Source organism: Candidatus Nanopelagicales bacterium (assembly GCA_041393815.1).
Lineage (GTDB): Bacteria > Actinomycetota > Actinomycetes > S36-B12 > JAWKJK01 > JAWKJK01.
Window position 1 is genome coordinate 348,318 of the sequence record JAWKJK010000001.1, and the last position, 25,367, is coordinate 373,684.

Below are 25,367 nucleotides of genomic sequence, written 5' to 3' on the forward strand. Positions count from 1 at the left end.
CCGGGCGATGGTGATCGACGGGCGTGCCGCTGGGCGCGCATCCTCGCCCCCGCCGCGACCACACTGGCCAGCGGCAGGGCACCTCGTACGACCGGAAGGGAACTCCCATGCGCACCCGTCGCACCGCAGCCGTGACCGCACTCGTCGTCCTGGGAGGGACCCTGCTGGCCGTCCCGGCGGCGGCGGAGGAGTTCACCCCGTTCCGTGCCACGCCGAACCGCACCACCGCGCCGCAGTGGTCCCCGGTCGTCATCACCGGCCGCACCGCCGCGACGTCGCAGATCCCCGGTCCGGTCTTCCCCGGACCCGGGAACGTGCTGTGCGTGTACCGCTACGCGGGCGGAGGCGACTGGCGACTGCTGGACATCTGCACCACGGTCCGTGCCGACCGACGCTTCCGGCTGCGCGCCTACCTCGGGATCACCGGCACCTTCACGTACACGGTCGGAGAGACCGAGCCCGACGTACGTCCGGGGACCGTCGTCGACGGCGACGACATGGCCATGTCCGACACGTTCCGGATCACCACCACGCGGCGCTGACCACGAACGCCCGACGCCTTGCGGGCAGGCGCTGGCGGCTCCCCCGCCCGGCTACGTGGACAGGCCGATCACCAGCAGGGCCGCGATCGCCAGCCACCAGCCCGCCCAGACGATGAGGTCGGTGCCGGAGCGCACCAGCACGCCGACCCCGCGACCGAAGCCGCCAGAACCGAACGCCCCGGCCCGGTCCGCCAGCCGCGTGAGGGCGGCGCAGATCAGCACGACCGCGGTCACGATCCCCGTGCACCACAGGCACAGGTAGCCGATCGCGAACGCGGTCTGCTGCATGAACCAGGAGGCGAAGGACAGGAAGAAGACGGCCAGGCCCCACAGCACCGCCAGGTAGGCCCGGCTCGGCCGGGCGCCCAGCACCCCGCCCAGACCGGCGGACGCGAGGATGCTGAACATCACCGCGCCGACGAGCGCGTTCGGCGGCCCGAGCACCGAGGACTGCCAGGCGTTGAGCACGCCGGAGCACGACATCACCGAGTTGACGTCGCACAACAGCGACGTCGTCGGGTCCGTGAGGATCGCGGTCTTCTCCACGATCTGGATGCCGGTGAACGTGACCCCGGCCACAGCGGCGCCCAGGACCAGCGCCCACCACCCGCGGCCCTGCTCCGATGGGGCCCCGCCGGGGGCCTCGGAGCGGGCCTCGACCTCAGTCGCCATGGAGTCTCTCCCTGCTTTGGCCGCGCGCCTGCGCGACCTCGCCGCGCGCCTGCACCATCCTCCCCCGCCGACCGCCCGCGCGCGCCCCGACGGACCGGGGTCCGTCGCACCCGAGTCCACGGGCCGCGGGCGTACGGTGACCCGGTGACCAGCCGGACCGACCCCGCCGCCGCGGGCGCGCGGCCCGGCCCGACGGCCGAGCACCGCCACCAGGCCGCCCACTGGGAAGGCGTGCACGCGGGGAAGGCCGGCGACGACGTCTCCTGGTGGCAGCCGCAGGAGGGGGTCTGGTCCGACCTGTGGTCGGACCTCCCGCTGGCGGCGGACGACCCCGTGATCGACGTGGGCGCGGGATCGTCCACGGTCGTGGAGTGCCTGCTCGACGCCGGGTGCAGCGACGTGACGGTCCTCGACCTGTCGGCATCCGCCCTGCACCGGATGCGCGAACGCCTCGGTCCGAGGGCCGAGCACGTCCACGAGATCGTGGGCGACGTCCGCCACCTGCACGGCGACGGCCGCTACCGACTGTGGCACGACCGGGCCGTCCTGCACTTCCTGACCGACCCCGCCGACGTGGACCTCTACCGCGAGTCGCTGCTGTCCGCGCTGGCGCCGGGCGGGTACGCGGTCGTCGCCGCCTTCGCGCCGGACGGGCCGGAGACCTGCAGCGGCCTGCCGGTGCACCGGTACGACGCCGACGCCCTGCTCGCGGTGCTCGGCCCGCAGTTCGCACTGGTCCGCGCCGACCGGCGGCTGCACGTGACCCCGTGGCGCGCGGAGCAGCCGTTCACCGTCGTGGTCGCCCGGCGCCGGGACGTCGACTGACCGCCGAGGATCCGCGCTGCCCAGGGAGGAACGCCGTGCACGCCGCCGTCACCCGCGTCCAGCTCAACCTCGACTGCCTCGACCCGGACCGCCAGCAGGCCTTCTGGTGTGACGCCCTGGGCTACCGCGCGTCGGGGTCGCTGGGGCCGTACCGCGCGCTGACGGACCCCGAGGGACGTGGGCCGGACCTGGTGCTGCAGCAGGTTCCCGACGCCAAGCGCGACAAGATCCGGATGCACCTGGACCTGTACGTCGCGCCGCCGGACCTGGCCCCCGAGCGGGACCGGCTGCTGGCCCTGGGTGCCACGCTCGCGCCGGAGGGGTGGTTCGAGCTCGGCGAGGAGCGGTGGCAGGTGATGCGCGACCCGGAGGGCAACGAGTTCTGCCTGTGCACCCGCGGCGCCTGACCGGCCCGGCCCTGCCCCCGCGACCGGGACCCCCACGACACCCCGGCACCCCGGCACCCCGGGCCTCACCCGTCACCACCGGTGGCACCTTCGGCCGCCGGAACGGGCGGGTCCGAGGGATCTGCGTTCCACCAGCGGGAGGTCCACCAGCGGGAGGGGCGACGTGGGCCGGGGGCGGCTCGTGACCGGACTCCGCACGCCCGGGTGAGTAGCGTGGCCGGTGACCCATTCCCTCGATGCGTGGAGGACACGATGGAGTCGGACACCAAGGACGCCTGGGCCGTCGGACTCGGCTTCTTCGCCGCCGTGATGATGCTCGTCGTCGGCGGCTTCCAGATCATGATGGGGCTCACCGCGATCTTCGCCAACGAGGTCATCGTCACCCTGCCGAACTACCTGGTGACGCTGGACACCTCGGTCTGGGGCTGGATCCACCTGCTGTTCGGGATCCTGCTGGTGCTGGCCGGTTTCTTCCTGTTCCAGGGGGCGCCCTGGGCGCGCGGGGTGGCGATCGTGCTGGCCGCCTTCCAGGCCCTGCTCAACTTCCTCTGGCTGCCGTACTCGCCGATCTGGTCGATCCTCATCATCGCCGTCGACGTGCTCGTCATCTGGGCCCTCGCGGCCCACGGAGAGGCCCTGAAGCGGGCCACCCGGTAGTTGCCCACCGACTGACTCCGGAGTCAGCCTGACAGACCCGACCGCTCGAGCGTCGCGACGACGGTCGGGTGGTCCGGCCGCAGCCCGTAGCGGTGCTCGTACACCGCGACCACCGCGGCCGCCAGGGACGTGCCCTCAACCGCACGACCGGGGCGGACCAGGTCCGCCGTCATCAGCAGCAGCGCGGGCTCGGTGCCCGCCGAACCGTGGTCTGGCGGCGCATACCCGGTGACCGGCGCCAGTTCGGCCCCGTGCCGGCGGTAGAACGCGATCCGCCGCTCGTCCTCGCGGTGGTGACCGGGGGCCGCGGCTGCCGGGTCCTCCACGTCGAACAGCAGCAGGGTGCGCCCGGCGTCGCGCAGGTGGTGGGTCAGGGCGCGCCACAGCGCGGAGCCGTGCCCACGGGAGTGCCGGGCCGAGTCGATCGCGAAGTACCGCAGGAACGTCATCGTGGTCTGGCCCAGGTGCCGCACCAGCGCCAGCCCGATCGGGTCGCGGTAGCCCTCGACCGGGTGCTCGTCCAGCAGCACCAGCAGCTCCTCGCGCGGATGGCCCCCGACCAGGTCCGGCCACGGGGCGCGCAGCGCCAGCGGGAACACGGCCTCGTACACGCGCCGGACCGCGTCCTGCGCCGCGGGCCCGAGCAGGTCGTAGCGCACGAGCGGCCCCGAACCGGCTCCGCGATGGCCCATCACCGTCACGACCCCACCACCGTCACGACCCGACCACCGTCACGACCCGCCGTCCCCGTCGGCCACCGGCAGGCCGAGACCCTCGTCCCAGGTGGCCCGCCCGCCGACCAGGGTGGCGCGCACGTCGATCCCCGGGATCGCGTCCGCCTCGACCGACGTCGGGTCGGCCGACAGGACGGCCAGGTCGGCCAGCGCACCCGGTCCGATCCACCCGCGGCGGTCCTCCTGGTACGACGCGTGGGCCGAGCCGTAGGTGTACGCCCGCAGCGCCTGCTCCGCGGTCAGCCGCTCGTCCGGGGCGAGGAGGTGCCCGGAGGCGGTGCGACGCACCACCAGGTCGTGCACTCCGAGGAGCGGCCGGCCGTCGACGACGGGCCGGTCCGACGACGCCGGCAGCACGATCCCGGCTGCCAGCAGGGACGCGGCGCGGTACGCCCACTCCGATCGCTCCGGACCCAGCGCACGCACCATCCCGTCGCCGATCTCGCCGACGAACCGGCCCTGCGGTACGGGCACGACACCGAGCTCGGCGGTGCGTCGCACCTGGTCCGGCCGGGCCACGCCGAAGTGCTCGATCCGATGCCGCGGCACGGTGGCGCCCGGTCGTCCGCCCCAGCCCGCGCGCGGGTGCTCGCGCTGGGCCCGCTCGTACGCGTCCAGCACCAGGTCGATCGCCGCGTCGCCGATGGCGTGGGTCGCGACCCGCCAGCCGGCGCGGTGCGCGGCGACGATGGTGTCGACGAGGGCCTCGCGGTCGCCCTGGAGGTAACCGCGGGACCCCGGGGTGTCGGAGTAGTCCTGGGACATCGCCGCGGTGTGACCGATCAGGGACCCGTCGGAGAACACCTTGACCGGGCCCAGCCGCAGCCGGTCGTCACCGAGCCCGGTCCGGATGCCCAGGTCCACCCCGAGGTCGAGCCCGTCCTCGTCGTGCGCCGGCACGCGGTGCAGCACGTCGGAGGCGACCATGAGCTCCACACGTACGGGGAGCAAGCCGCGGTCGCGTGCCTCCTGGTAGGCGCCCACCTCCGCCGGGGACCGGCCGATCCAGCCGCCGCCGACGCCCGCCTCGACCACGCTGGTGATGCCCTGCCGGGCGTACACCGCGCCCGCGCGGGCGATGGCGTCGACGAGAGCGGCCCTCGACTCCGGGAACCGCAGCGGGCGGACCAGCTCCTGGGCGCGCTCCTGGAGCAGGCCGGTCGGACGCCCGGCGGCGTCCACGACCACGGTGCCGCCGTCGACGTCGCGACCGGCATCGGCCAGGCCCAGCTCCGCGAGGACCGGGCTGCTCACCACGCACATGTGCCCCGAGGTGTGCATCAGCATCACCCGGCGCCCCGGCGCGACCCGGTCGAGCAGGTCGCGGTCGGGATGAGCGCCGATCTTGTTCTCGTCGTAGCCGTTGCCGACGACCCAGTCGTCCGGTCCGGCGGCCGCAGCGCCTGCGGCGACCATGGCCGCCAGGTCGTCGAGGGTGCGCACGGGCGGCGTCGACAGGTCCAGCTCCCCGAGACCGCGCCCGAACCAGGCCATGTGGTTGTGCGCGTCGTGGAACCCCGGCAGCACGAACGACCCGCCGAGCGGCACGGTGCGGCGCGCAGTCACGCCGGCGCCGGCGGCGTCCGCCCCGACGTGCACGACCCGGCCGTCGAGGACGGCGATACACCGGGCCCGGGCCGGCAGCCCGCTGCCCGGTGGCGCCATCGTCAGGACGTCGGCGTCGGTGAGCAGCAGGTCGGCGACGAGGCCGGTCATGGCGCGGTCCGCTCGGAGGGAGGCTGGCCGGCGCGCAGCCGCGCCAGCAGTGCCCGGAAGGCATCCGTCCATGGCCGGGGGCGCAGCGTATCGGGGTCGACCTTGACCACGACGCGTTCGCCGCTGGCGTGCAGCGTCTCCCGGCCAGTGTCGGGATCTACTGTGCTGCAACGGAAACCCCAGACGGCACTGGTGGTGCCGACATGCTCGACGGAGAGGTCGACGCGGACATCACCGGGCGTGGTCACCGGGGCGTGGTAGCCCACCCGGACCTCGCGCACCACGTAGCAGATGTCCTCGTGCCGGTCACGGACGTCGGTCCAGCCGTAGCCCAGCGACTCGAACAGCGCCGACTGGGCGCGCTCGGCCAGGTACGGGAAGCGCCCGTGGTGCACCGTGCCCAGCGCGTCCATGTCGTCGAACCACACCGGGCACTCGTACGAGAAGCACACCACCGGTGTCACGCCGTCGGTCCGCGCCGGTCCACCACCTGCGTTCACACCCACCGCTCCTCGACCCGGTCCCACGTGCGGCCGGGCACGCTGGTGATCTCGGTCTTCGCCACCCGCTCCGACGCCGTCCGCGGCAGCGTGGGGTGCACCTCCCAGTAGCGCGGCACCTTGAACCGCGCCAGCCGCCGCTCGCACTCCCCGGCCACCGACTCCAGCAGTGCGGCGAGCTCAGCGTCCGTCGCCGGCTCGGACTCCAGCTCCAGGTGCGCCTTGACCTCCTCGCCGCGGATCTCGTCCGGAACGGCGACCACCGCCGACAGCCGTACGTCCGGCAGGTGGTTGAGCACGTCCTCCACCTCGCGGGCGGCCACGTTCTCGCCGCCGCGGCGGACCATGTCCTTCAGCCGGCCGACCAGGTAGACGCGGCCACGATCGTCCATCCGGCCGAGGTCGCCGGTGTGGAACCACCCGCCGCGGAAGGCCTCGGCCGTCGCGGCCTCGTCACCGTCGTAGCCGTCCATCAGGCCCAGCCCGCGCAGCACGATCTCGCCGTGCTCGCCGCGCGGCACCGGCCGCCCGTCCTCGGCCGAGACGATGCGCACCTCGCGGTGCCGGGTCGGGCCGCCGAGGCACCCGGTGCCGACGAGCTCGTCGTGGTCCTCGTCGGTCACGCGCAGGTCGCCACCGGTCTCGGTCATCCCGAACGCCTCGTACCAGGGCACCCCCCAGCGCTGCTCGAGCTCGGCGTGCCGGGCCGGCGGGATGGCCGAGCACTGCACCGCGCGGACCCGGTGCTCGCGGTCCTGGGGGTCCGGCGGCATCGCCAGCAGGAGCACCGGCATGGCCGCCAGGCAGTAGAAGTACGTGACCTCGTGCTCCCGGACGTGGGACCAGAAGGTCGACGGGTGGAAGCCGTCCAGGACCACCAGGTGGGCTCCGGCGAGCATCGCCGCCACCACGTTCCACTGCGGGTCGAGGTAGGAGAACGCCTGCGCGGTGAGCAGGACGTCGTCCTCGCCGAGGTACGGGAACTCCAGCGCCATGCCGGTGCCGAGCTCGGTCCAGTACCGGTGGGACAGCACGCAGCCCTTGGGCCGGCCGGTGGTGCCGGAGGTGAACTGCAGGCTCGCGGTGCCCTCGGGCACCGCGACGTGGTCCCCGGGGACGTCCGTCCCGGCCGCCACCGACTCAGTCGCAGCGACCAGGTCCTCGACGTGGTGGACCGGTACCGCCGTGCCAGCAAGCACGTCGGCCTGTCCGGCGCTGGTCACCACCGCGACCGCGAGCGACGCCGACACCACGTGCCCCGCGTCGTCGGCGCGGTAGCGGGGGTTCATCGGCACCATGACCGCGCCCAGGCGCATCAGGGCGCACCACAGCAGCGGGAACTCGATCCGGTTGTCCAGCCGCACCACGACCCGGTCGCCGGCCCGGATCCCGCGCGCGTGCAGCACCGCGGCCAGGGCCCTCGAGCGGGACTCCACCTCCGCGAAGGTGACCGTGTCCCCCGGGTCGAACGTCCATGCCGGCCGGTGCGGCCACCGTGCGGCCGCGCGGTGCAGCGCCGTCACCAGGTCGGTCACGTCGGCGACCGCGAGCGTGCCCGGCAGCGGTGCGTGGAGGGGCGCCGTCACCCGTCCCGCCCGGCCCGGAACGCCGACGCCGCGGCGTCCGACTCGTCCTCGGCGAGGGTGCGCAGTGCGTCGTCGACCTCCCGCAGCATGGCGCCCTCGACGGTGGCGTCGATGCCGGCGTCCAGCGCGGACTTCGCCAGTCCCAGCGCGATCCGGGGACGCGCGGCGGCGATCCGAGCCAGGTCGAGCGCCACCGTCTCATGCTCCCCGACCGGCACCACGCGGTTGACCAGGCCCCACTCGCGCGCCGTCTCCGCGCCGAACCGCTTGCCGAGCAGGAGCAGCTCCTTGGCCCGGGCCGGCCCGACAGTGAGGGGCAGCAATCGGGAGATGGCGCCGGTGACGCTGAGCCCCACCCCGACCTCGGGGAAGCCGAACTGCGCGTCCCTCGTGGCCACCACCAGGTCGCAGCCGAACGCGAACTCCGCCCCCGCGCCGAGGGCGTAGCCGTGCACGGCGGCGACGACGGCGCCCGGGAACGCGCGCATCAGGCGGGTCACGTCCTGGATCCGCTCGACCCGGGAGCGGGCGGCGTCGAGGCCGTCACGGGGTTCGGGCTCCTTGAGGTCGTACCCGGCGCAGAAGGCACGGCCCCGCCCCGCCAGCACGACCGCGCCGACACCGTCCGCCGAGGCCGCGCCGAAGGCGGCCAGCAGCCCGTCGACCAGGGCCGGCACCACGGCGTTGAGCCGCTCCGGTCGGTCCAGGTGGATGAGCGCGACGTCACCGTCGCGGGCGTAGGTCACGCAGTCGGCGTCCATCGCCGCGGATACTAACCGCCGGGTCAGCAACGGCGGGGGCCCTCGGTCCGGGGTCAGTCCCAGCTGCCGTCGATCCACTGCGGCTCGCCGTCGAGCAGCGGCGCGATCCGCTCCTCGTACCAGCGGGCCTGCTCCGGGTCGTCGGACAGGGCGACGTACGACTCCTTGCTCTCGAACCGGGTGCACAGGACGACGGTGCCGCCGTCGTCCCCGCGCAGGGCGAAACTGTCGACCCAGCCGGCCACCTGCGGCCCCCGCTCGACCTCCCAGTCGGCCTTGAGCCGCTCGAACCCCTCGAACCCGTCGCGCATCCGCCCGATCATCACGGTGCCGTACACGTCCGCCTCCTCAAGGGACGTGGGTACCCCCGCCCGGCCAGGCTCCTCCGCACGGACGGTCGGGTCAATGGCCGCTCGGGACCGGCTCCTGCGGGCCGAGGACGCTGCGCGCCAGGTGCAGGTGGAAGTCCACCGAGTGGGCCAGGTCGTCGACGTGGATCCGCTCGTCCCGGTTGTGGATGCCGGCCTCGACCACGTCGTACGGCGTGACCAGGGTCGGGGAGAAACCGACCGCCTGCACGCCCAGCCGGTCGCGCAGGAACGCGCTGTCGGTGAACCCGGGGCTCACCATGGGCAGCAGCCGGCCGGCCGGGTCGACCGTGGCCAGCCAGTCCCGGGTGGCCGACCACAACGTGTCGTCCGGCCACGACGCGCTGCCGGCGATGAAGTCGTCCAGCCACTCCAGGTCGTATCCGACGTCCTCGCCGAGACGGCGCCGCAGGTCGGCCTCCACCTGCTCCGCCGTGACGTCCGGCAGCACCCGGCAGTCGAGGTCCATCGAGGCGCGGGGCGGCATCACGTTCAGCCGGACGCCGGCGGACAGCCCGGTGGGGGCCATCGTGGTCCCGAGCAGCGCCGGAGCCACGTGGGCCAGCGACGGGCTCAGCGCCGCCACCGCGGCCAGGGCCCCGGGGACGTCGTGCTCGAGATCCACGTCCGCGCCCAGCAGCTCCTCGAAGAAGGGGCGGGACCAGCGGGTCGCGCCGGCATCCACCGGGAGCCCGGAGCCGATCCGGTCCAGCAGCCGACCCAGCAGCACCACCGCGTTGTCGCCGCGCGTCGGCGTCGATGCGTGCCCGGCCTCACCGCGGGCGGTGACCCGGACCGGGTAGGTCCCCTTCTCCCCCAACGAGATCCCGTACATCTCACGGCCGTCCGACAGGGTGAGCCGGTTGCCGCCGCCCTCGTTGACCGCGAGGTCGGTGCGGATCTCGGGCATGGCGCCGACGAGCCAGTGCATCCCGACGTGGGCGCGGCCGTCCTCCTCGTCGGACACCATCGCCAGGACCAGGTCGCCGCGGGGCCGGAACCCGCTGCGGGCCAGCTCGGCCATCGCGACGACGCGGGCCGCGACCTCGTTCTTCATGTCGATCGCGCCGCGGCCGTACAGGAAGCCGTCGTCGTCGACGACCGCCTCGAACGGCGGGTGGGTCCAGTCGCGCGCGTCCGCGGGCACGACGTCCAGGTGGCCGACAAAACCCAGCGAGGGCCCGTCGCCGGTCCCGGGGATGCGAGCGACCACGTTGGCCCGGGCGGGGTCGCGCGCGACCAGCTCGACGTCCACCCCGGCGTCCTGCAGGACGTCCCGGACCAGCTCTGCCGCCGGGGTCTCGTTCCCCGGCAGGTTGCTGGTGTCGATCCGGATCAGCGCGCGGGTGAGCTCGACGACCTCGTCGCGCAGCCGCTGGTCCAGCACGGCGGGCCCCTCTCGTCAGCGGTCGTGGCGTGGCGCGCAGGCTACGTGCCGGTCCCGCGTACCCGGACGCGGGCACCCGGACGGGACACCCGCGGCTGCGGACGCGACCGGTCGGTCGTAGGTTCGCAGTGACGCACCCGCGAGCGAAGGAGCACCCATGACGACGTCGGTGGACTACACGCTCGGCCCCGAGGCGCGGGCCCAGGTCTCCGAGGCGCTGGCCCGGCTGCTGGCGGACTCGTACACGCTCTACCTGAAGACGCACAACTACCACTGGAACGTGACCGGACCACATTTCGGCTCGCTGCACACCTTGTTCGAGACCCAGTACACCGAGCTCGCCCTGGCCGTGGACGAGATCGCCGAGCGCATCCGCGCCCTCGGCCACCACGCCCCCGGCTCGTACGGTGAGTTCGCGGCACTCACCGGGGTCCCCGAGGGGGTGCCCGGGACCCGCGCGATGGACATGGTCGCCGCCCTCGCCGCCGACAACGAGACGGTCGCCCGCACGGCTGCGGCCGTCTTCGAGGCGGCCGACGCCGTGTCCGACCAACCGACGGCGGACCTGGCCGTGACCCGGCAGCAGGTGCACGAGAAGTCGGCCTGGATGCTGCGCTCGTTCCTCGAGGGCTGAGGCAGTGGACCACCAGGACTGGGACGAGAGGTACGCCGCCACCGAGCTGATGTGGTCGGCCGGCCCCAACGTGTTCGTCGAGCAGATCGCCGGGGACCTGCCGCCCGGACGGGCCCTCGACCTCGCGGCCGGGGAGGGCCGCAACGCGCTGTGGCTGGCCGAGCGCGGCTGGGACGCCACCGCGGTCGACTTCTCCCAGGTGGCGCTCGACCGCGCCCGGGAGCTGGCCGCTCAGCGCCTCGGTGCCGACGCGGGCCGGTTCACGACGCACCGCGCCGACCTGCAGAGCTACCAGCCCCCGGCACAGGCGTACGACCTCGTGCTGCTCGTCTACCTGCAGGTGCCCGCCGACCAGCGACGGACGGCGGTGCGGGCGGCCGCCTCGGCCGTCGCCCCCGGGGGCGCCCTGCTGGTCATCGCGCACGACACCGACAACTTGGCGCACGGAGTCGGCGGGCCGCCGAACCCGGCGGTCCTGTACTCCGCGGCGGACGTCGTCGCCGACCTCGAGGGCACCGGGCTAGCGGTGGCCCGCGCGGAGCAGGTGCGGCGGCCGGTGGAGACTCCCGACGGCGTGCGGCACGCCCTGGACGCCCTGGTCCTGGCGACCCGGGCCTGAGCCCCCGGAAGGGGCCCGGCCGGCCCAGCGGACGCCGAGCCGACCCGGTCGTGGTGCGCCGCGGTCAGCCGGTGATGCTCGCGCAGGCCTGCTTGAGCTGCTGGCGGGCCTCCTCCACCTTCGCCCCGTCCGCGCCCTCCAACGCGGCCCGTGCGTTGGCGACGGCCTGCTTGATCTCGGCCACGCCGGGCAGGTCGGGCACCCCGGCCAGGGCCTCGTCCACCTTCGTCACGGCGTCCTGCAGCGTCTGCTTGGCCTGCTCGCCGGACTCCTGGTCCACCAGGGAGTTCTCCGAGGCCGAGCAGGCCGCGACGAGGGCTCCGGCCGCACCGGTCGCGCTGGCGAACGCGCTCTGCGCGGAGTTGACGGCCGACTCCACCTGGGAACAACCGGTCAGGCCGAGCGCGGCCACCAGGACCAGCGGGACGAGGGCTCGGACGGGTCGCCGGGGCATGGGTCCTCCTGGTGACGTGCGGCTCGGGCTACCTCGCTCGCCGGCCGGCGAGCGTCAGGCAACTAGTCCACCACGGATGACCGGTCACCACAGCCCGGTGACGCCCAGGACGATCAGGGCGACCCCGAACGCCCCCGCCACCACGGCGCTGATGCGCAGGTCGTGGGCCATGGTGAAGTCGTACAGCCGGCGCATCGGGTCGAGCGCACGTTCCTTCGAGAGCAGCACCGCGGCCGGCGGGCCGAGCACCGGCAGCAGCACGACGACGAACAGCACGGCCGTCACCACCGCGCGCAGCACCACGTCCACCGACGAGGCGGAGATGTCGTGCAGCGCGGGGAACAGCAGCACGAACGACGACATGTCCGTGATGCTCATGGCCGCAGCCACGAGCACGAAGGTGCGCGGTCGGGCGTGCTCCGCGTGCCCCTCGATCCGCTCCCGCAGCCGCGGGTTCGGCCGGGAACCCTTGTGCCACAGCACCGCCGCGAGGACGACCAGCCCGACGCCGGCCACCAGCTCGACCAGGTAGGTCGTGGTCCCCGACAGCCCGGAGTTGGCATCGGGAAGCTGCTGCAGCCCGGTGAGCCCGAGCAGGAAGAACAGCCCGAAGACCGTCGCGGCGCCGACGACGACCGCCAGGGACCGGACCCGCCAGTCCCTGCCGGAGGAGACGACCAGGATCTGCAGCGCCAGCAGGCGCGGCGTGATCGCCGCCCCGATCCCCAGCGGCAGCACCTGCAGCAGCAATCCCAGCACGCGTCGACGCTAGCGAGACAGGACGGCCGGTCGCCCGCCGTAGCGTGGGACCGGCCGTTGCTCCAGCAGTGCGGCGGCCGCGGTCAGGCCTGCACCGGCACCGGGGCCGGCAGCGCCGCCCGGACGGTCGTCTCCGGCTGCCCGCCGGACGGCGTCGCCGCCTCGGAGCCGGACCGGACCGCGCCGGCTGCGCGACGGACCACGTACGACGAGGCGTGTCGCACCCAGCCGACGACCTGGCGCGGGGACGTCCACGACACCCGCGGGATGGGCGCGGTCTCCACGATCGGCCAGCCCTCGGCCACCGCGAGCTCGCGCAGCTCCGGCTCGGGGTTCACCGCGACCGGGTGGCCGACCGCCCGCAGCATCGGCAGGTCGCTGACCGAGTCGGTGTAGGCGTACGAGGCCTGCAGGTCGTAGCCGCGCTCGGCGGCGAGGTTCCGCAGCACCTCGGCCTTGCCCTCGCGGTAGCAGAACGGGCCGGCCAGCCGCCCGGTGTAGACGCCGGCCTCGTCCCGCTCGGAGGTGGTGCCGACGCCGTCCTCGAGGCCGGCCTCGCGGGCCAGCCGCGCGACGATCTCGGTCGGGCTGGCGGACAGCACGATCCGGTCGTGGCCGTGCGAACCGTGGTGGTCGAGCACCCCGCGCATCGCCGGGCGGATGGAGGAGACCAGCCCCGCCATGAAGTGGTCGCCGAGCGCCTCCACCGTGTGGGCCGGGCGGCCGGCCACCGCGGCCAGAATCCGGTCACGTACCTGCTCGGACCGCTCGTCGGTGGCGCCCTTGAGCAGGAACGACACGCCGTTGCGCAGGTCGCGGGCCAGCTCCGAGGGCCGGACGAACCCGGCCTTGAAGGCGGCGGTCGCCAGCGGGATGTTCGCCGACCCCGGGATGAGGGTCCCGTCGAGGTCGAAGAAGGCGGCCGGTCGGCCGCCCTCGGGCTGCGGGACGGGGCGGCTGCGGGGAGCAGGGGTGGGCTCGGAGGCGGCGGTGACGTTCATGCAGCCAGTCTCCCCCGGGAGGCTGCCAAGCAACCCGTCTCTGGACGCAGACTTCGGGCGCGATTCTTAGCACCACGTGCTAAGAAGAGCCCGTGTCCTCGTACGGAACGGCCGCCACCCCCTGGTCCGCCCTCGACCCCGCCCTCGCGGACCGCCTGCGCCCGGTGCTGCCCCAGGCCGTGGACGCCATCGTGGCCGCGATCGGCGCCGCAGTGCCGGAGTACCGGCCGCTGCTCGACGGGCCGTTCGGCACAGCTCTGCGACGTGGGGTCGAGATCGCCCTGATGCGCCACCTGGACCTGCTCGGGACGGACGAGCCGGCCCTGGACTCCCGGGCGCGGGACGTGTACGTCCGGGTCGGGGCCGGCGAGGGTGCCGCCGGCCGAAGCCTGGAGGCGCTGCTGGCGGCGTACCGGGTCGGGGCCCGGGCGGCCTGGGAGCGGCTCGCAGGAGCGGCGACGGCCGGCGGCGTGGAGCCGGAGCAGCTCGCCGCGCTCGCGGAATCGGTCTTCGTCTACATCGACGAGCTGTCGTCGGCGAGCGTGGAGGGATACGCCTCGGAGCAGGCGGCCCGGGCCGGGCATCGCGACGTGCTGCGCTCGCGACTGGCCGAGGCACTGGTCGAGGGCGGCGCCGCCACCGACCCCGATGCGGTGCAGCGGCTGGCGGATGCCGCCGGCTGGAACGTGCCGCAGCGGATGGCGGTGGCCGTCATCCCCCGCCCCGCGGAGGGCGCGGTGACCCGGCTGCCGCTGGCGCCCCCGGACGCGCTGGTGCTGGAGCAGGGTCCCGACGTGCTGGCCGTGATCCCCGACCCCTCCGGTCCCGGGCGGCGGGAACGCCTGAGCGCACCGCTGGTGGACTCCGACGAGTACGCGGAGGTGTACGTGGGCACGGTCCGGCCCCCGGAGGAGGCGCCGGTGTCGTTGGCCCACGCACGCCGGGTCCGTCGCCTGGTGGCGCTGGGCCTGGTGCCACCCGCGCCGGTGGTCGCCGCGGCCGACCATCTCCCGCTCCTGGTCGTCGCCGCCGACGAGCCGCTGCTCGCCGAGCTGCGCCGTCGCACCCTGGCCCCCCTGGACGGGATACCCTCCGGCCGGCGCCGCGCCCTCGAGGAGACGCTGGCGGCCTGGCTGCTGCACCGCGGGGACCGGCAGGCGATGGCGCGGGAACTGATCGTGCACCCGCAGACCGTGAGCTACCGGATGCGCCGGCTGCACGGGCTGTTCGGCGTCGCCCTGGACGACCCCGAGGGCCGGCTGGCCCTCCAGCTTGCGATGGTGGCCCCGCGACCCTCCGGGTGAGCGGCCGGTCGACCCGGGCCCCGGCTACCGTTCGGCCATGTCGCTGGATCCGATGCCGGCAGGCGAGGGACCGACGGACGGCCTGGGGCGCATCTCGGTGCACCTGTCCCGCCTTCCGGCGCGACTGCAGGGGCCCGCCCGGTGGCTGCTGGAGAACGCGCCCGGCCGGGTCGGGCTGCGCACCGCCACGGTGCTGCGTCGGACCGAGGCGTTCGACCGGTCCATGACGTTGTCCGCGCAGTTCTTCACGTCGATGTTCCCGCTCATGATCATCATCGCGATGTTCGCGAGCCGGGTGCAGTCGGAGCAGATCGGGTCGTCCATCGGGCTGCCGCCGGAGACGCAGCAGGTCCTCAACGACGCGGTCTCGAGCAAGGGGTTCGAAGCGTTCGGCGTGCTCGGGCTGCTGCTCGTGCTGATCTCCGCCACGAGCCTGTCCCGGGCCCTCGCGCGCAGCTTCTGCGCCGTCTGGGAGCTCCCCCGTCCGACGGCCAGCCCGCGGAACTGGTGGCGCTGGATCGCGGTCGTCGTCGGCCTGGTGGTCGCGGTGCTGATGCTGCGGTACCTCGCCAACTTCACCGAGCAACTGACGCCGGGGCCGCTGTGGACCGTGCTGCTCGCCGGGCTGGCCTGGTCGGCACTGCTGTGGCTGGTCACCTGGGTCCTGCTGGAGGCCCGGGTGCCCTGGCGAGGGCTGGCACCGGGCGCCCTGCTGAGCGGGTTCGTGCTGGCGGTGGTGAGCCGGGTCGCCTCGGCGGTGATGCCTCAGGCGCTGCAGACCAGCCAGGACCGCTACGGAGCGATCGGCGTGGCGTTCACGTACATCGCGCTGCTCTACGTGGTGTCCCTGATCATCGTCGGCGGCGCCGTGCTCGGGCGGGCGCTGGTCACCGACGAGAGCCCGCTCGGCGCGTGGCTGCGGGGGGACGCGACCCTCCCCGATCAGCTCGACGAGGACGTCGACGAGCGGGTGACCCGTCCCGGCGGATGACGCGCGTCAGCCGGGCGTGGGCGGCGCCGTGATCGCGCCGAACACGACCAGCAGGATGAGCAGGGCGAAGATCGCGATGCCGACCGCCCCGGTGGCCACCCCGGCGATCGCGAAGCCCCTGCCCGGGCGCGGGACCACCCGCAGCTGGCGGAGTGCGACGACCCCGAAGACCACCGCCAGCAGGGACAGCACGGGGAGGAACCACAGGCACCACCCGATGCTGATGCCCAGCACGCCGAGCACCATCGAGGCGACCGCGAACCCGTTCGAGCCCGGGGGTCTCGGCGCGGGGGGCGGAGGGCCGTAGCCCGGCGGGTACGCGTAGCCGGCCGGGCTGCCGTAGCCCGGCGGGGTGGGGTAGCCCGGCGCGGTGGGGTAGCCCGGCGCGGTGCCGTAGCCCGGCGGGTAGCCGGCCACCGGCGGGTAGCGGAACTCGGTCGGCGGCGGGCCGGAGGACGGCTGCCCGTACGCAGGTGTCCCTGTCGTCGGTCCGACATCGATCGGTCCGGGGTAGGGCGGCGGCGCGGACCACGGCTGTCCGGGCGGGGGTGCTGCCGGCGGCAGCCCGGAGGGCGGCTGCTGGTCGGGTGCCGCCGAGGTCCGGTACGCCGGCGGGAGCCCGTACCCCGGCCCGGTGTCCACGCCGGGCATCGCCGACGCGTCGGGCGCCGGCGCGGGATCGGTAGCCGGCGCGGGGTCGGCAGCCGGCGCGGGGTCGGCAGCCGGCGCGGGGTCGGGAGCCGCCGGCGTCGGGTGCGCGTCGGGCGGCTCGGAACCGTACCCGGGGGCCGGCGTGGCGGGCGGGGGCCACATCTGCGGGTAGTCCGCCGGGTCGGCCGGGGGCCCGTCCGGACGCGGCTCCGGCTGCCCCGGTTCCGGCTGCCCCGGCTCGCCGCGGTCCTGCGAGGACATGCGGCGCAACCTAGCGCCCCTTGTGGTGGCGGGGGTGGGGGCGGGGGGGGGGCCCCCCGGCGCCCCCAAGGGCGCGGCCGGGGGGGGGGTGGGGGGGGGGGGCCCGGGCCTGGGAGGGGGGCCGGGGGGTGGGGGACCGTCAGGAGTCGACGTCGTCCCAGTCCAGGTAGCGCTTGTCGCCGCGCTCGAGCCTGGCCAGGTCGACCTGGAAGTCGGCCCAGGCCTTACGAGCACCTCGACGCCCGGCGCAGCGTGCGGTCGTTCTCCGCGCAGCCGGTCCCCCGCGAGTGCATCGAGTGGGCGGTGCGGTGCGCCAACACGGCACCGTCCGGCGCCCACCACCAGCCGTGGACGTTCGTCGCGGTGTCCGACCCCGACGTGCGTCACGCGATCCGCGTCGCGGCGGAGGCCGAGGAGCGGCGCAACTACGAGGCGGGCGGATGCCGGAGGAGTGGCGACGCGCGCTGGCGCCGCTGGGCACCAGCGCGGACAAGTCGTACCTCGACGTCGTGCCCTGGGTCGTGGCCGTGTTCGCCCAGAAGAGCACGCCGCTGCCCGACGGCACGCTGCGCAAGAACTACTATGTCAGCGAGAGCGTCGGCATCGCGTGCGGGTTGTTCATCGAGGCGCTGCACACCATGGGCCTGGCCACGCTCACGCACACGCCGAACCCGATGGCCTTCCTGTCCCGGCTGCTCGGACGGCCGGCGCACGAGCGGCCGTACATCCTGTTCCCGGTCGGCTACCCGGCCGACGACTGCACGGTGCCCGACCTGACCCGCAAGCCGCTGGACCAGGCGCTGGAGTTCTACCCGCCCGGGACCGGCCGCGACACCGGGGAGACGATGGCACGGTGACGGTGACGGCCGCGACGCTCGAGGGCGCCCTCGCGCGCGCCCGGGCGGACCTCCAGGCGTCGGCCGGAGGGGCGGCGGTGTGCACCTTCACCCGGGCCGGGATCCCGGTGCCGTCCGTCAAGCTGCACGAGGGCGCCTGGGCGGCGTTGTCGGAGGTACGCCGGCAGGGACGCCGCGGCCGGGACCCGCTGGAGCAGGTGGCGCAGGACGTCCGGTCCCGGTGGGCCGCCGACCTGGAGCTGAGACGGCAGCGGGACGCAGGCCCCGACTGGGTCGCGTACCTCCTCGGCGGCGTCGAGGCACTCGACCGCCTCCTCGACCCCGACTCCCCCTAGTCCTTGTGGTGCCGGTTGCGCGAGCTACAGCCCGCGCAACCGGCACCACTACGGGATGGGGCAGGAAGTACCTGCGGGCAGGGCGGATCGGTGGGATCAGCCGGTCCAGGAGGCGTCGTCGAGGCGGCCCACGTCCAGCACCGTCACCACGGCGACGCCCTCCTCGTCCGACGCCAGGAGGTCGACCTCGGCGGTGATGCCCCAGTCGTGGTCGCCCGCCGGATCGTCCAGGATCTGCCGGACCCGCCACCGCTCGGCGCCCTCGGCGACCAGGAGCAGTCCCGGTCCGCGGGCGTCCGGGCCGGTGCCGACCTCGCCGTGCTCCTCGAAGTACGGCGCCAGGGCCTCCCGCCACGCCTCCGCATCGAGCCCCGCGGCGCCGTCCAGCTCCCCGAGGTCGTCCCAGCGGCGCAGCGCCACCAGCTCGACCCGCCGGAACAGCGCGTTGCGGACGAGCACCCGGAACGCGCGGGGGTTGCCGGTCACCGGCCGCGGCGCCTCGACCGTGACCCGCGCACGATCGGCCGGAGCCGCCGACGGGGCGACCAGCGACTCCCACTCGTCCAGCAGGCTGGAGTCGACCTGCCGCACCAGCTCCCCCAGCCACTCGATCAGGTCGGCCAGCTCGTCGGTCTTGGCGTCGTCGGGGATCGTCTGCCGCAGCGCGCGGTACGCGTTGGCCAGGTACCGCAGCACCAGGCCCTCGCTGCGGGACAGCCCGTAGAACGACACGTACTCGCCGAACGTCATGGCCCGCTCGAACATGTCGCGCACCACCGACTTCGGGCCGAGGGGATAGTCGTCGACCCACGGGTGCCCGCGACGGTAGATGTCCAGCGCCGCCTCCAGCAGCTCGGCCAGCGGCTGCGGCCAGGTGACGTCCTCGAGCAGCTCCATCCGCTCGTCGTACTCGATGCCCTCGGCCTTCATCGCCGCCACCGCCTCGCCGCGGGCCTTGAACTGCTGCGCCGAGAGCACCTGCCGCGGCGCCTCCAGCGTCGACTCGACGACCGAGACCGCGTCGAGTGCGTACGTGGGCGAGGTCGGGTCGAGCAGCTCCAGCGCCGCGAGCGCGAACGGCGACAGCGGCTGGTTGAGCGCGAAGTCCTCCTGCAGGTCCACCGTGACGCGGACCAGGCGGCCCTCGTCGTCCGGCTCGTCCAGGCGCTCCACGACACCCGCGGCCAGCAGCGCGCGGTAGATCGCGATGGCTCTGCGCACGTGCTGGCGCTGGATCGGGCGCGGGTCGTGGTTGTCCGTGAGCAGGTGCCGCATGGCCTCGAACGCGTCGCCGGGGCGGGCTATCACGTTGAGCACCATGGCGTGGCTGACGTGGAACGACGACGTGAGAGGCTCCGGCTGCGCCGCGACGAGCCGGTCGAAGGTTGCCTTGGACCAGCCGACGGTCCCCTCGGGAGGCTTGCGCCGCACCACTTTCCGGCGCTTCTTCGGGTCGTCTCCGGCCTTCGCCAGGGCCCGCTGGTTGTCGATGTCCCACTCCGGTGCCTGGACGACGGCGGTGCCCACGGTGTCGAACCCGGCACGCCCCGCCCGCCCGGCGATCTGGTGGAACTCCCGCGCGTTCAGCAGCCGGGTGCGGCTGCCGTCGTACTTGCTCAGACCGGTCAGCAGGACCGTGCGGATCGGCACGTTCACTCCGACACCCAGGGTGTCCGTACCGCAGATCACCTTCAGCAGGCCGGACTGGGCGAGCTGCTCCACCAGCCGTCGGTACTTCGGGAGCATCCCGGCGTGGTGCACGCCGATGCCGTGGCGCACCAGCCGGGACAGCGTCGCGCCGAACCCCCGGGCGAAGCGGAAGCCGCCGATCAGCTCGGCGATCGCGTCCTTCTCCTCTCGCGTGCAGACGTTGACGCTCATCAGCGCCTGCGCCCGCTCCAGCGCCGCGGCCTGGGTGAAGTGCACGACGTAGACCGGCGCCTGCCGGGTCTCCAGCAGGTCCGCGATCGTCTCGTGCAGCGGCGTGGTCGCGTACGAGTAGAACAACGGGACGGGACGCTCGACCCCTTCCACCACGGCCGTCGGCCGGCCGGTGCGCCGGGTCAGGTCGTCGCGGAAGAACGTGACGTCGCCGAGGGTCGCGGACATCAGCAGGAACTGCGCCCGGGGCAGTTCCAGCAGCGGCACCTGCCAAGCCCAGCCGCGCTCGGGCTCGGCGTAGAAGTGGAACTCGTCCATGACGACCAGGCCCACGTCGGCGGCGGAGCCCTCGCGCAGTGCGATGTTCGCCAGCACCTCCGCGGTGGCGCAGACGATCGGCGCGTCCGGGTTCACGGCTGCGTCGCCGGTCATCATGCCGACGCTGTCCGCGCCGAAGATGTCGCACAGCGCGAAGAACTTCTCGCTCACCAGGGCCTTGATGGGGGCGGTGTAGAAGGAGCGCCGCCCGTCGGCCAGGGCCGCGAGGTGGGCGCCGACGGCGACCAGCGACTTCCCGGAGCCGGTAGGTGTCGCCAGGATCACGTGCGACCCGGTGACCAGCTCCAGCAGCGCCTCCGCCTGCGCGGGGTACAGCGGCAGACCGCGGTCGGCGGCCCACTGCTCGAACCGCTCGTAGACCGTCTCGGGGTCCGTCCCCGGCGGCGCCAGGTCCTGGAGCCACACGCTGCCGTCCACCCCTCTCGCCTTCGGTCGACAGCCATCCTTGCGGTCCGCGGCGGCGGTAGCGTCGGCAGGGTGGCGACCACACGAACGGCGGCACCGACACGGACACCGACACCGGCATCCGCACCGACGGGCACCGGGACCCGACTCAGCCGGGGCGACCGGATGCAGGCGGCGCTGGTGCGCGGCCTCTACGCGCTCCCCCTGTCAGCACTCCGCGCCCTGGCCGGGCGGCCGGTGGTCCTCGACGGCCAGGTCCTCGACGTGGAGGCGCAGATCGCCCTGCGCGGCATGGCCTTGGACCCCACGCCGTCCTTCGAGACCCTGCCCATCGAGGAGGCCCGCGCCGCCATCCGGCACGAGGCCGCGATGTTCGCCGGCCTCCCGATCCCGGTCGGGCGGGTCGTGGACACCGAGGTCGCCGGCGCCGACGGACCGCTGCGCGCCCGCCGCTACCTGCCCGCGCACTCCCCCGACCCGGGCGCGACGCTGGTGTTCTTCCACGGCGGCGGCTGGACGGTCGGCGACCTCGACACCCACGACCAGACCTGCCGGTTCCTGGCCGCCCACTCCGGCGTGCAGGTCGTGGCGGTCGACTACCGGCTCGCCCCCGAGCACCCCTTCCCCGCGGCCATCGACGACGCGCTGGCGGCCTTCCGGGACGTGGTCGCCCGCGGGGCCGACTGGGGGATCGACCCGGCCCGCGTCGCGGTCGGCGGCGACAGCGCCGGCGCCTCCCTGTCCGCCGTGACCGCCAACCTCGCGGCCGCCGACGGCGGCCCGGCACCCGCGTTCCAGCTGCTCATCTACCCGGCCACCGACGCGGTCGGAACGACCCGCTCGCACGCGCTGTTCGCCGACGGCTTCTTCCTCACCGAGGCGCAGATGGTCTGGTACTACGACCAGTTCCTCCCGCCCGGCATCGACCGCAGCGACCCCCGCGTGTCGCCGCTGCGTCAGCCGGCCGAGGCCCTGCGCGGTGTCGCCCCGGCGTACGTCGTCACCGCCGGCTTCGACCCCCTGCGCGACGAGGGCGAGGCGTACGCGGCCCTGCTGCGCGACGCCGGCGTCCCGGTGGCGCTGCGCCGGCACAGGGGCCTGATCCACGGCTTCGCCAACCTCGTCGGCTTCGGCCGCGCGGGCCGGCTGGCGATGGCGGAGGCCGCCGGGGCGGTGGCGCTCGGGCTGCGCAGCCGCACCGGCGCCGACGCGGAGCGCCCTGCCGACTAGCCTGCAGGACGACCACATCGGCGCGAACCACGTCGGCGCCCATCACGTCGGCGCGACCGGAAGGACCGAGCCCATGGCCCAGGAGCAGCGGATCGGCCCCGCCAGCGAGTTCCCGCCCGGAACGGTCCGCGGGGTCGACGGCTACGCCGTCGGCAACGCCGATGGCGCCTACTTCGCGGTCACCCGCAGCTGCCGGCACCTGCGCGCCGACCTCGCGGAGGGCAGCATCGACGCCGACGGCTGCCTGGTCTGCCCGTGGCACCAGGCCGCGTACGACACCTCGACCGGCCGGATGGTGCGCGGGCCGCAGGGCATCTTCGCCCGCATCCCCGGCGTGGGCTGGGGCTTCCGCACGCTGACCAAGGTGCTGCCGCTGGGGCGGGCCGAGGTGGTCGAGCGCGACGGCGACCTCTTCCTGCGCGACTGACCGGCGCACCGACCATGCCCGCCCTTGACTGGACCGCCGCAGCCGGGCGCCCCGACCTGTTGGCCGCACCGGTCGCCGCGGCCTTGGCGGCGATGGGAACGGCCGCCGGTGACGTGCGGGTGGCCGCCATCGACCCGGACCTGGCCGACACCACCGCCTTCTGCGCCGCGTACGGCATCGCCGAGGAGGACTCCGCCAACTGCGTGGTCGTCAAGGGCCGGCGCGGGGGCGACGAGCGCTGGGCCGCCTGCATGGTGCTCGCCACGACGCGGGCGGACGTCAACAACGTGGTCCGCCGCCATCTGGACGTACGCAAGATCTCCTTCGCGCCGATGGACGAGGCCGTCGAGCGCACCGGCATGGCATACGGCGGTATCACCCCGGTGGGGCTGCCGGCGGAGTGGCCGGTGCTGCTGGACGCGCGGGTGACGCAGCGGGAGGCCGTGGTCGTGGGCAGCGGGATCCGCGGGTCCAAGCTGCTGCTGCCGCCTGCACTGCTGGCAGGGCTGCCGGGCGCGGTCGTCCTCGATGGCATGGCCACCCCGGTCAGCCCACCCACAAGCTGACCCGGGGGTCAGGAAGGTAGCCGCCGAAGCGCCCGCTTCAGGCCCTGGGTCACCTTCTCGAGCACCTCGATCCGGGCCGACCACTTGTCGTTGGACGCGATGACGTACCACGGCGCCGAGTCGCTGGACGTGCGCAGGATCATCTGGTCGACGGCCTGCTCGTACGCCGACCACTTCTCCCGGTTGCGGTAGTCCTCCTCGGTGATCTTGTGCTGCTTGAACGGCGTGCTCTCGCGCGCCTGGAAGCGGGCCAGCTGCTCCTCGGGGGAGATGTGCAGCCAGAACTTCTGCACCAGGTAGCCGCGCTCGACCAGCTGCTCCTCGAAGTCCACGATCTCGTCGTAGCCGCGCTGCCAGGCGGCCACGTCGGCGAAGCCCTCCACCCGCTCCACCAGGACCCGGCCGTACCAGGTGCGGTCGAAGATGGTGAACTCCCCGGCCGGCGGCAGGTCCCGCCAGAACCGCCACAGGTGGAAGTAGCGCCGCTCCTCCTCGTTCGGCGCCGCGATCGGGATGACGCGGTAGTCGCCCGCCTCCAGGGACTGCGTGATGCGGCGGATCACGCCCCCCTTGCCGGCCGCGTCCCATCCCTCGAACGCGAGCACCGTCGACAGGCCGCGTTCGCGGGCCTCCGCGGACAGCTCGTGCAGACGGGCCTGCAGCTTGTTGAGCCGCTTGCGGTAGTCGTCCTTGTCCATCCGCTTCGACAGGTCGACCCGCGACAGCACCGTCACCTGGTCCTGCCCCGGCGCGAACAGCTCCGGCGAGATCGCCACGCCGGGTGTCGAGCCGTGCTCGAGCCGGGACGTCAGCGCCGACAGGACCGTGCGCGCGACGGTGACGTCGCGGTAGCGCGGGTCGGTGGACTCGACCACGGTCCACGGAGACCCGGGCGCGGACAGCCGGCGCAGCACCGACTCCACGACCGGCCGGGCCTTGGGCATGGTCTCTACCGCGGCCCAGTCACGCTGGTCGACCCGCCAGCCCAGGGTGGGGTCCTTCTCAGCCTTCTTCAGCCGGGACTTCTGCTCCGCGATGGGCGTGTGCAGGAAGAACTTGATGACGAGGGCGCCGTCGGCGATGAGCGCGGCCTGCATCCGCTCCAGGTGCCGCAGCCAGGACTCGAACGCCGTCTCGTCCACCTCGCCGGCGAGGTAGGCCGAGACCATCCGGAACAGGCCGCCGGCCCAGATCGCGATCTGGCCCTTGGGCGGCAGGGATCGCCACAGCCGCCAGAAGCGCGGCCGCTCCCGCTCGGCCTCGTCCATGTCCCGGAACACGAACGTGCGCAGGTAGCGCGCGTCCATCCACTCGTTCAGCCGGTTGACCAGCTCGTTGCCCGCCACGCGGTCGTCGCCCGCGACGATGACCACGACCGGGAAGTCCGCGTTGCGCAGGTCGTACTGCGCGTTGACCAGGCCGACCCGCAGCTCGGGGACGACCTCCCGGTACTCCTCCTTGCCGAGGCGGTTCCCGGCCTCCGCACTCTCCAGCACGACCGCACCTCCCCGACCGCGACACCACCGCCGCGGTCGCCCGAAGTCTGGCACCGCCGGCACGGCCGGACCCTCCGTTCGGCCGATCGGACCCGGGTCCCCTCGCCCCGGCCGCTGGCCCGCTAGCGTCGGCGTCCGTGAACGCCTCCGATGCCGCAGACCCGGCGCCCGTGGCCGCGGTCGACCGCGCGCGCGACCTGGTCCCGCCGGACCTGGCGGCCGCGTACGCGCGCGACGGCGCCGTCGTCGTGCGCGGCGCCTTCACGGCCGCCGAGGTGGACCTGGTCCGCAGCGGCATCGACCGGGTGCTGGCCGAACCCGGACCGATGTTCCTGGTGGCCAGCGAGGCCGACGACCCCGGCAGGTTCGCCGAGGACTTCTGCCGCTGGCAGGACGTGCCGGAGTACGAGGAGTTCGCCCGCACGTCCCCGGCCGCGGGGATCGCCGGCCGGCTGATGGGCAGCACCACCGTGCGGTTGCACCACGACCACACCCTGGTGAAGGAGCCCGGCACGGTGCAGCGCACGCCGTGGCACCAGGACCAGCCGTACTACGACGTCGAGGGCCGGCAGAACTGCTCGATGTGGATGCCGGTGGACCCGGTTCCGCGGGAGTCGTCGCTGGAGTTCGTCGCCGGCTCGCACCTCGGCCCGTGGCTGATGCCGCGCACGTTCCGCGACCAGCAGGCCCGGTGGTTCCCCGAGGGCACCCTGGCCGAGCTGCCGGACGTCGAGGCCGACCGGGACGCCTTCCCGATCCTGGGCTGGGCGCTGGAGCCCGGCGACGCGGTGTTCTTCCACATGCTCGCCCTGCACGCCGCCGCCGGCAGCGGCACGCGGCGCCGGGCGTTCTCGCTGCGGTTCCTCGGCGACGACGCCACGCACGCGCCCCGCCCCTGGCGGACGTCACCCCAGTTCGACGGGCTCGCGGAGACGCTGCCCGCGGGGGCGCCGTTCGACGACGCCCGGTTCCCTCTGCTGATCGGCTGACCCTGCGTCAGCC

At 74.2% G+C, this 25,367-nt stretch carries 28 protein-coding genes; 14 read left to right on the top strand and 14 right to left on the bottom strand.

The window, feature by feature from the left end; genetic code table 11:
- The first annotated feature begins 107 nt into the window (after positions 1–107).
- Positions 108–542 carry a hypothetical protein gene (locus tag R2737_01550; protein ID MEZ5114926.1) on the top strand — a complete coding sequence of 145 codons (435 nt, stop codon included), beginning with the start codon at positions 108–110 and terminating at the stop codon, positions 540–542.
- A gap of 51 nt (positions 543–593) precedes the next feature.
- On the opposite strand, the gene R2737_01555 is transcribed toward R2737_01550, so the two are convergent.
- Positions 594–1,214: a vitamin K epoxide reductase family protein gene (locus tag R2737_01555; GenBank protein ID MEZ5114927.1), complete on the bottom strand. Its 621-nt coding sequence runs from the start codon at positions 1,212–1,214 to the stop codon at positions 594–596.
- Positions 1,215–1,358: 144 nt separating this feature from the next.
- On the opposite strand from R2737_01555, the gene R2737_01560 reads away from it, so the two are divergent.
- From R2737_01560 to R2737_01570, 3 genes are all read left to right on the top strand, one after another.
- The gene (locus tag R2737_01560; GenBank protein ID MEZ5114928.1) at positions 1,359–2,039 is read left to right on the top strand and encodes a class I SAM-dependent methyltransferase; all 681 of its coding nucleotides are present in this window, start codon (positions 1,359–1,361) and stop codon (positions 2,037–2,039) included.
- Between the two features lie 35 nt (positions 2,040–2,074).
- On the top strand, positions 2,075–2,446 hold the full coding sequence (locus R2737_01565; protein ID MEZ5114929.1) for a VOC family protein: 372 nt from the start codon (positions 2,075–2,077) through the stop codon (positions 2,444–2,446).
- Between the two features lie 240 nt (positions 2,447–2,686).
- Positions 2,687–3,103 (top strand): hypothetical protein, encoded by a 417-nt coding sequence (locus R2737_01570; GenBank protein ID MEZ5114930.1) that lies wholly within the window; start codon positions 2,687–2,689, stop codon positions 3,101–3,103.
- 23 nt (positions 3,104–3,126) lie between these two features.
- On the opposite strand, the gene R2737_01575 is transcribed toward R2737_01570, so the two are convergent.
- The 7 genes from R2737_01575 to R2737_01605 all read right to left on the bottom strand — a co-directional run bounded on the left by R2737_01575 (position 3,127) and on the right by R2737_01605 (position 10,155).
- Positions 3,127–3,762 (bottom strand): GNAT family N-acetyltransferase, encoded by a 636-nt coding sequence (locus tag R2737_01575; protein MEZ5114931.1) that lies wholly within the window; start codon positions 3,760–3,762, stop codon positions 3,127–3,129.
- 72 nt (positions 3,763–3,834) lie between these two features.
- Entirely contained in the window at positions 3,835–5,553 is a 1,719-nt protein-coding gene (locus R2737_01580; GenBank protein ID MEZ5114932.1) for an amidohydrolase, read from the bottom strand.
- Positions 5,550–6,053, bottom strand: coding sequence for a thioesterase family protein (locus R2737_01585; protein ID MEZ5114933.1), 504 nt, complete (start codon positions 6,051–6,053; stop codon positions 5,550–5,552). The genes R2737_01580 and R2737_01585 overlap by 4 nt, the downstream gene beginning before the upstream one ends.
- Positions 6,050–7,639 (bottom strand): AMP-binding protein, encoded by a 1,590-nt coding sequence (locus tag R2737_01590; protein MEZ5114934.1) that lies wholly within the window; start codon positions 7,637–7,639, stop codon positions 6,050–6,052. The genes R2737_01585 and R2737_01590 overlap by 4 nt, the downstream gene beginning before the upstream one ends.
- Positions 7,636–8,400: an enoyl-CoA hydratase/isomerase family protein gene (locus R2737_01595; protein ID MEZ5114935.1), complete on the bottom strand. Its 765-nt coding sequence runs from the start codon at positions 8,398–8,400 to the stop codon at positions 7,636–7,638. Before R2737_01595 ends, R2737_01590 begins: the two co-directional genes overlap by 4 nt.
- Positions 8,401–8,453: 53 nt before the next feature.
- A complete protein-coding gene (locus R2737_01600) occupies positions 8,454–8,738 on the bottom strand; it encodes a hypothetical protein (GenBank protein MEZ5114936.1) in 285 nt (94 codons plus the stop codon).
- A gap of 64 nt (positions 8,739–8,802) precedes the next feature.
- Positions 8,803–10,155 (bottom strand): M20/M25/M40 family metallo-hydrolase, encoded by a 1,353-nt coding sequence (locus R2737_01605; protein ID MEZ5114937.1) that lies wholly within the window; start codon positions 10,153–10,155, stop codon positions 8,803–8,805.
- Between the two features lie 157 nt (positions 10,156–10,312).
- On the opposite strand from R2737_01605, the gene R2737_01610 reads away from it, so the two are divergent.
- Together R2737_01610 and R2737_01615 are read left to right on the top strand one after the other, a co-directional pair.
- Complete coding sequence (locus tag R2737_01610; GenBank protein ID MEZ5114938.1) at positions 10,313–10,789, top strand: Dps family protein; 477 nt, start codon at positions 10,313–10,315, stop codon at positions 10,787–10,789.
- 4 nt (positions 10,790–10,793) lie between these two features.
- On the top strand, positions 10,794–11,408 hold the full coding sequence (locus R2737_01615) for a methyltransferase domain-containing protein (protein ID MEZ5114939.1): 615 nt from the start codon (positions 10,794–10,796) through the stop codon (positions 11,406–11,408).
- A 64-nt stretch (positions 11,409–11,472) separates the two neighbouring features.
- On the opposite strand, the gene R2737_01620 is transcribed toward R2737_01615, so the two are convergent.
- The 3 genes from R2737_01620 to R2737_01630 all read right to left on the bottom strand — a co-directional run bounded on the left by R2737_01620 (position 11,473) and on the right by R2737_01630 (position 13,622).
- Positions 11,473–11,862 (bottom strand): hypothetical protein, encoded by a 390-nt coding sequence (locus tag R2737_01620; protein ID MEZ5114940.1) that lies wholly within the window; start codon positions 11,860–11,862, stop codon positions 11,473–11,475.
- Positions 11,863–11,946: 84 nt separating this feature from the next.
- The gene (locus R2737_01625) at positions 11,947–12,621 is read right to left on the bottom strand and encodes a GAP family protein (GenBank protein MEZ5114941.1); all 675 of its coding nucleotides are present in this window, start codon (positions 12,619–12,621) and stop codon (positions 11,947–11,949) included.
- Positions 12,622–12,704: 83 nt separating this feature from the next.
- Entirely contained in the window at positions 12,705–13,622 is a 918-nt protein-coding gene (locus R2737_01630) for an HAD-IB family hydrolase (GenBank protein MEZ5114942.1), read from the bottom strand.
- Between the two features lie 92 nt (positions 13,623–13,714).
- Here R2737_01630 and R2737_01635 point away from each other — a divergent pair, with 92 nt between their 5' ends.
- Together R2737_01635 and R2737_01640 are read left to right on the top strand one after the other, a co-directional pair.
- Positions 13,715–14,926: a helix-turn-helix domain-containing protein gene (locus tag R2737_01635; GenBank protein ID MEZ5114943.1), complete on the top strand. Its 1,212-nt coding sequence runs from the start codon at positions 13,715–13,717 to the stop codon at positions 14,924–14,926.
- 37 nt (positions 14,927–14,963) lie between these two features.
- Positions 14,964–15,917, top strand: coding sequence for a YhjD/YihY/BrkB family envelope integrity protein (locus R2737_01640; GenBank protein ID MEZ5114944.1), 954 nt, complete (start codon positions 14,964–14,966; stop codon positions 15,915–15,917).
- 6 nt (positions 15,918–15,923) lie between these two features.
- Here R2737_01640 and R2737_01645 read toward each other — a convergent pair whose 3' ends face one another.
- Positions 15,924–16,829 carry a DUF4190 domain-containing protein gene (locus tag R2737_01645; protein ID MEZ5114945.1) on the bottom strand — a complete coding sequence of 302 codons (906 nt, stop codon included), beginning with the start codon at positions 16,827–16,829 and terminating at the stop codon, positions 15,924–15,926.
- 440 nt (positions 16,830–17,269) lie between these two features.
- On the opposite strand from R2737_01645, the gene R2737_01650 reads away from it, so the two are divergent.
- Both R2737_01650 and R2737_01655 read left to right on the top strand, forming a co-directional pair.
- Entirely contained in the window at positions 17,270–17,686 is a 417-nt protein-coding gene (locus R2737_01650; GenBank protein ID MEZ5114946.1) for a hypothetical protein, read from the top strand.
- Positions 17,683–18,021, top strand: a complete 339-nt coding sequence (locus tag R2737_01655) for a hypothetical protein (GenBank protein ID MEZ5114947.1) — start codon at positions 17,683–17,685, stop codon at positions 18,019–18,021. Before R2737_01650 ends, R2737_01655 begins: the two co-directional genes overlap by 4 nt.
- Positions 18,022–18,117: 96 nt before the next feature.
- Here the strand turns inward: R2737_01655 and R2737_01660 are convergent, their stop codons facing one another.
- Positions 18,118–20,658 (bottom strand): DUF3516 domain-containing protein, encoded by a 2,541-nt coding sequence (locus R2737_01660; GenBank protein MEZ5114948.1) that lies wholly within the window; start codon positions 20,656–20,658, stop codon positions 18,118–18,120.
- 60 nt (positions 20,659–20,718) lie between these two features.
- Between R2737_01660 and R2737_01665 the strand changes: the two genes are divergently transcribed.
- From R2737_01665 to R2737_01675, 3 genes are all read left to right on the top strand, one after another.
- Positions 20,719–21,876 carry an alpha/beta hydrolase gene (locus R2737_01665; GenBank protein ID MEZ5114949.1) on the top strand — a complete coding sequence of 386 codons (1,158 nt, stop codon included), beginning with the start codon at positions 20,719–20,721 and terminating at the stop codon, positions 21,874–21,876.
- 73 nt (positions 21,877–21,949) lie between these two features.
- Positions 21,950–22,303 carry a Rieske 2Fe-2S domain-containing protein gene (locus R2737_01670; protein ID MEZ5114950.1) on the top strand — a complete coding sequence of 118 codons (354 nt, stop codon included), beginning with the start codon at positions 21,950–21,952 and terminating at the stop codon, positions 22,301–22,303.
- A 14-nt stretch (positions 22,304–22,317) separates the two neighbouring features.
- Entirely contained in the window at positions 22,318–22,869 is a 552-nt protein-coding gene (locus R2737_01675; protein MEZ5114951.1) for a YbaK/EbsC family protein, read from the top strand.
- Between the two features lie 8 nt (positions 22,870–22,877).
- Here R2737_01675 and pap read toward each other — a convergent pair whose 3' ends face one another.
- Entirely contained in the window at positions 22,878–24,365 is a 1,488-nt protein-coding gene (gene pap / locus R2737_01680) for a polyphosphate:AMP phosphotransferase (GenBank protein MEZ5114952.1), read from the bottom strand.
- Between the two features lie 137 nt (positions 24,366–24,502).
- Here pap and R2737_01685 point away from each other — a divergent pair, with 137 nt between their 5' ends.
- Positions 24,503–25,354 carry a phytanoyl-CoA dioxygenase family protein gene (locus R2737_01685; protein MEZ5114953.1) on the top strand — a complete coding sequence of 284 codons (852 nt, stop codon included), beginning with the start codon at positions 24,503–24,505 and terminating at the stop codon, positions 25,352–25,354.
- The last annotated feature ends 13 nt before the right edge of the window (positions 25,355–25,367 follow it).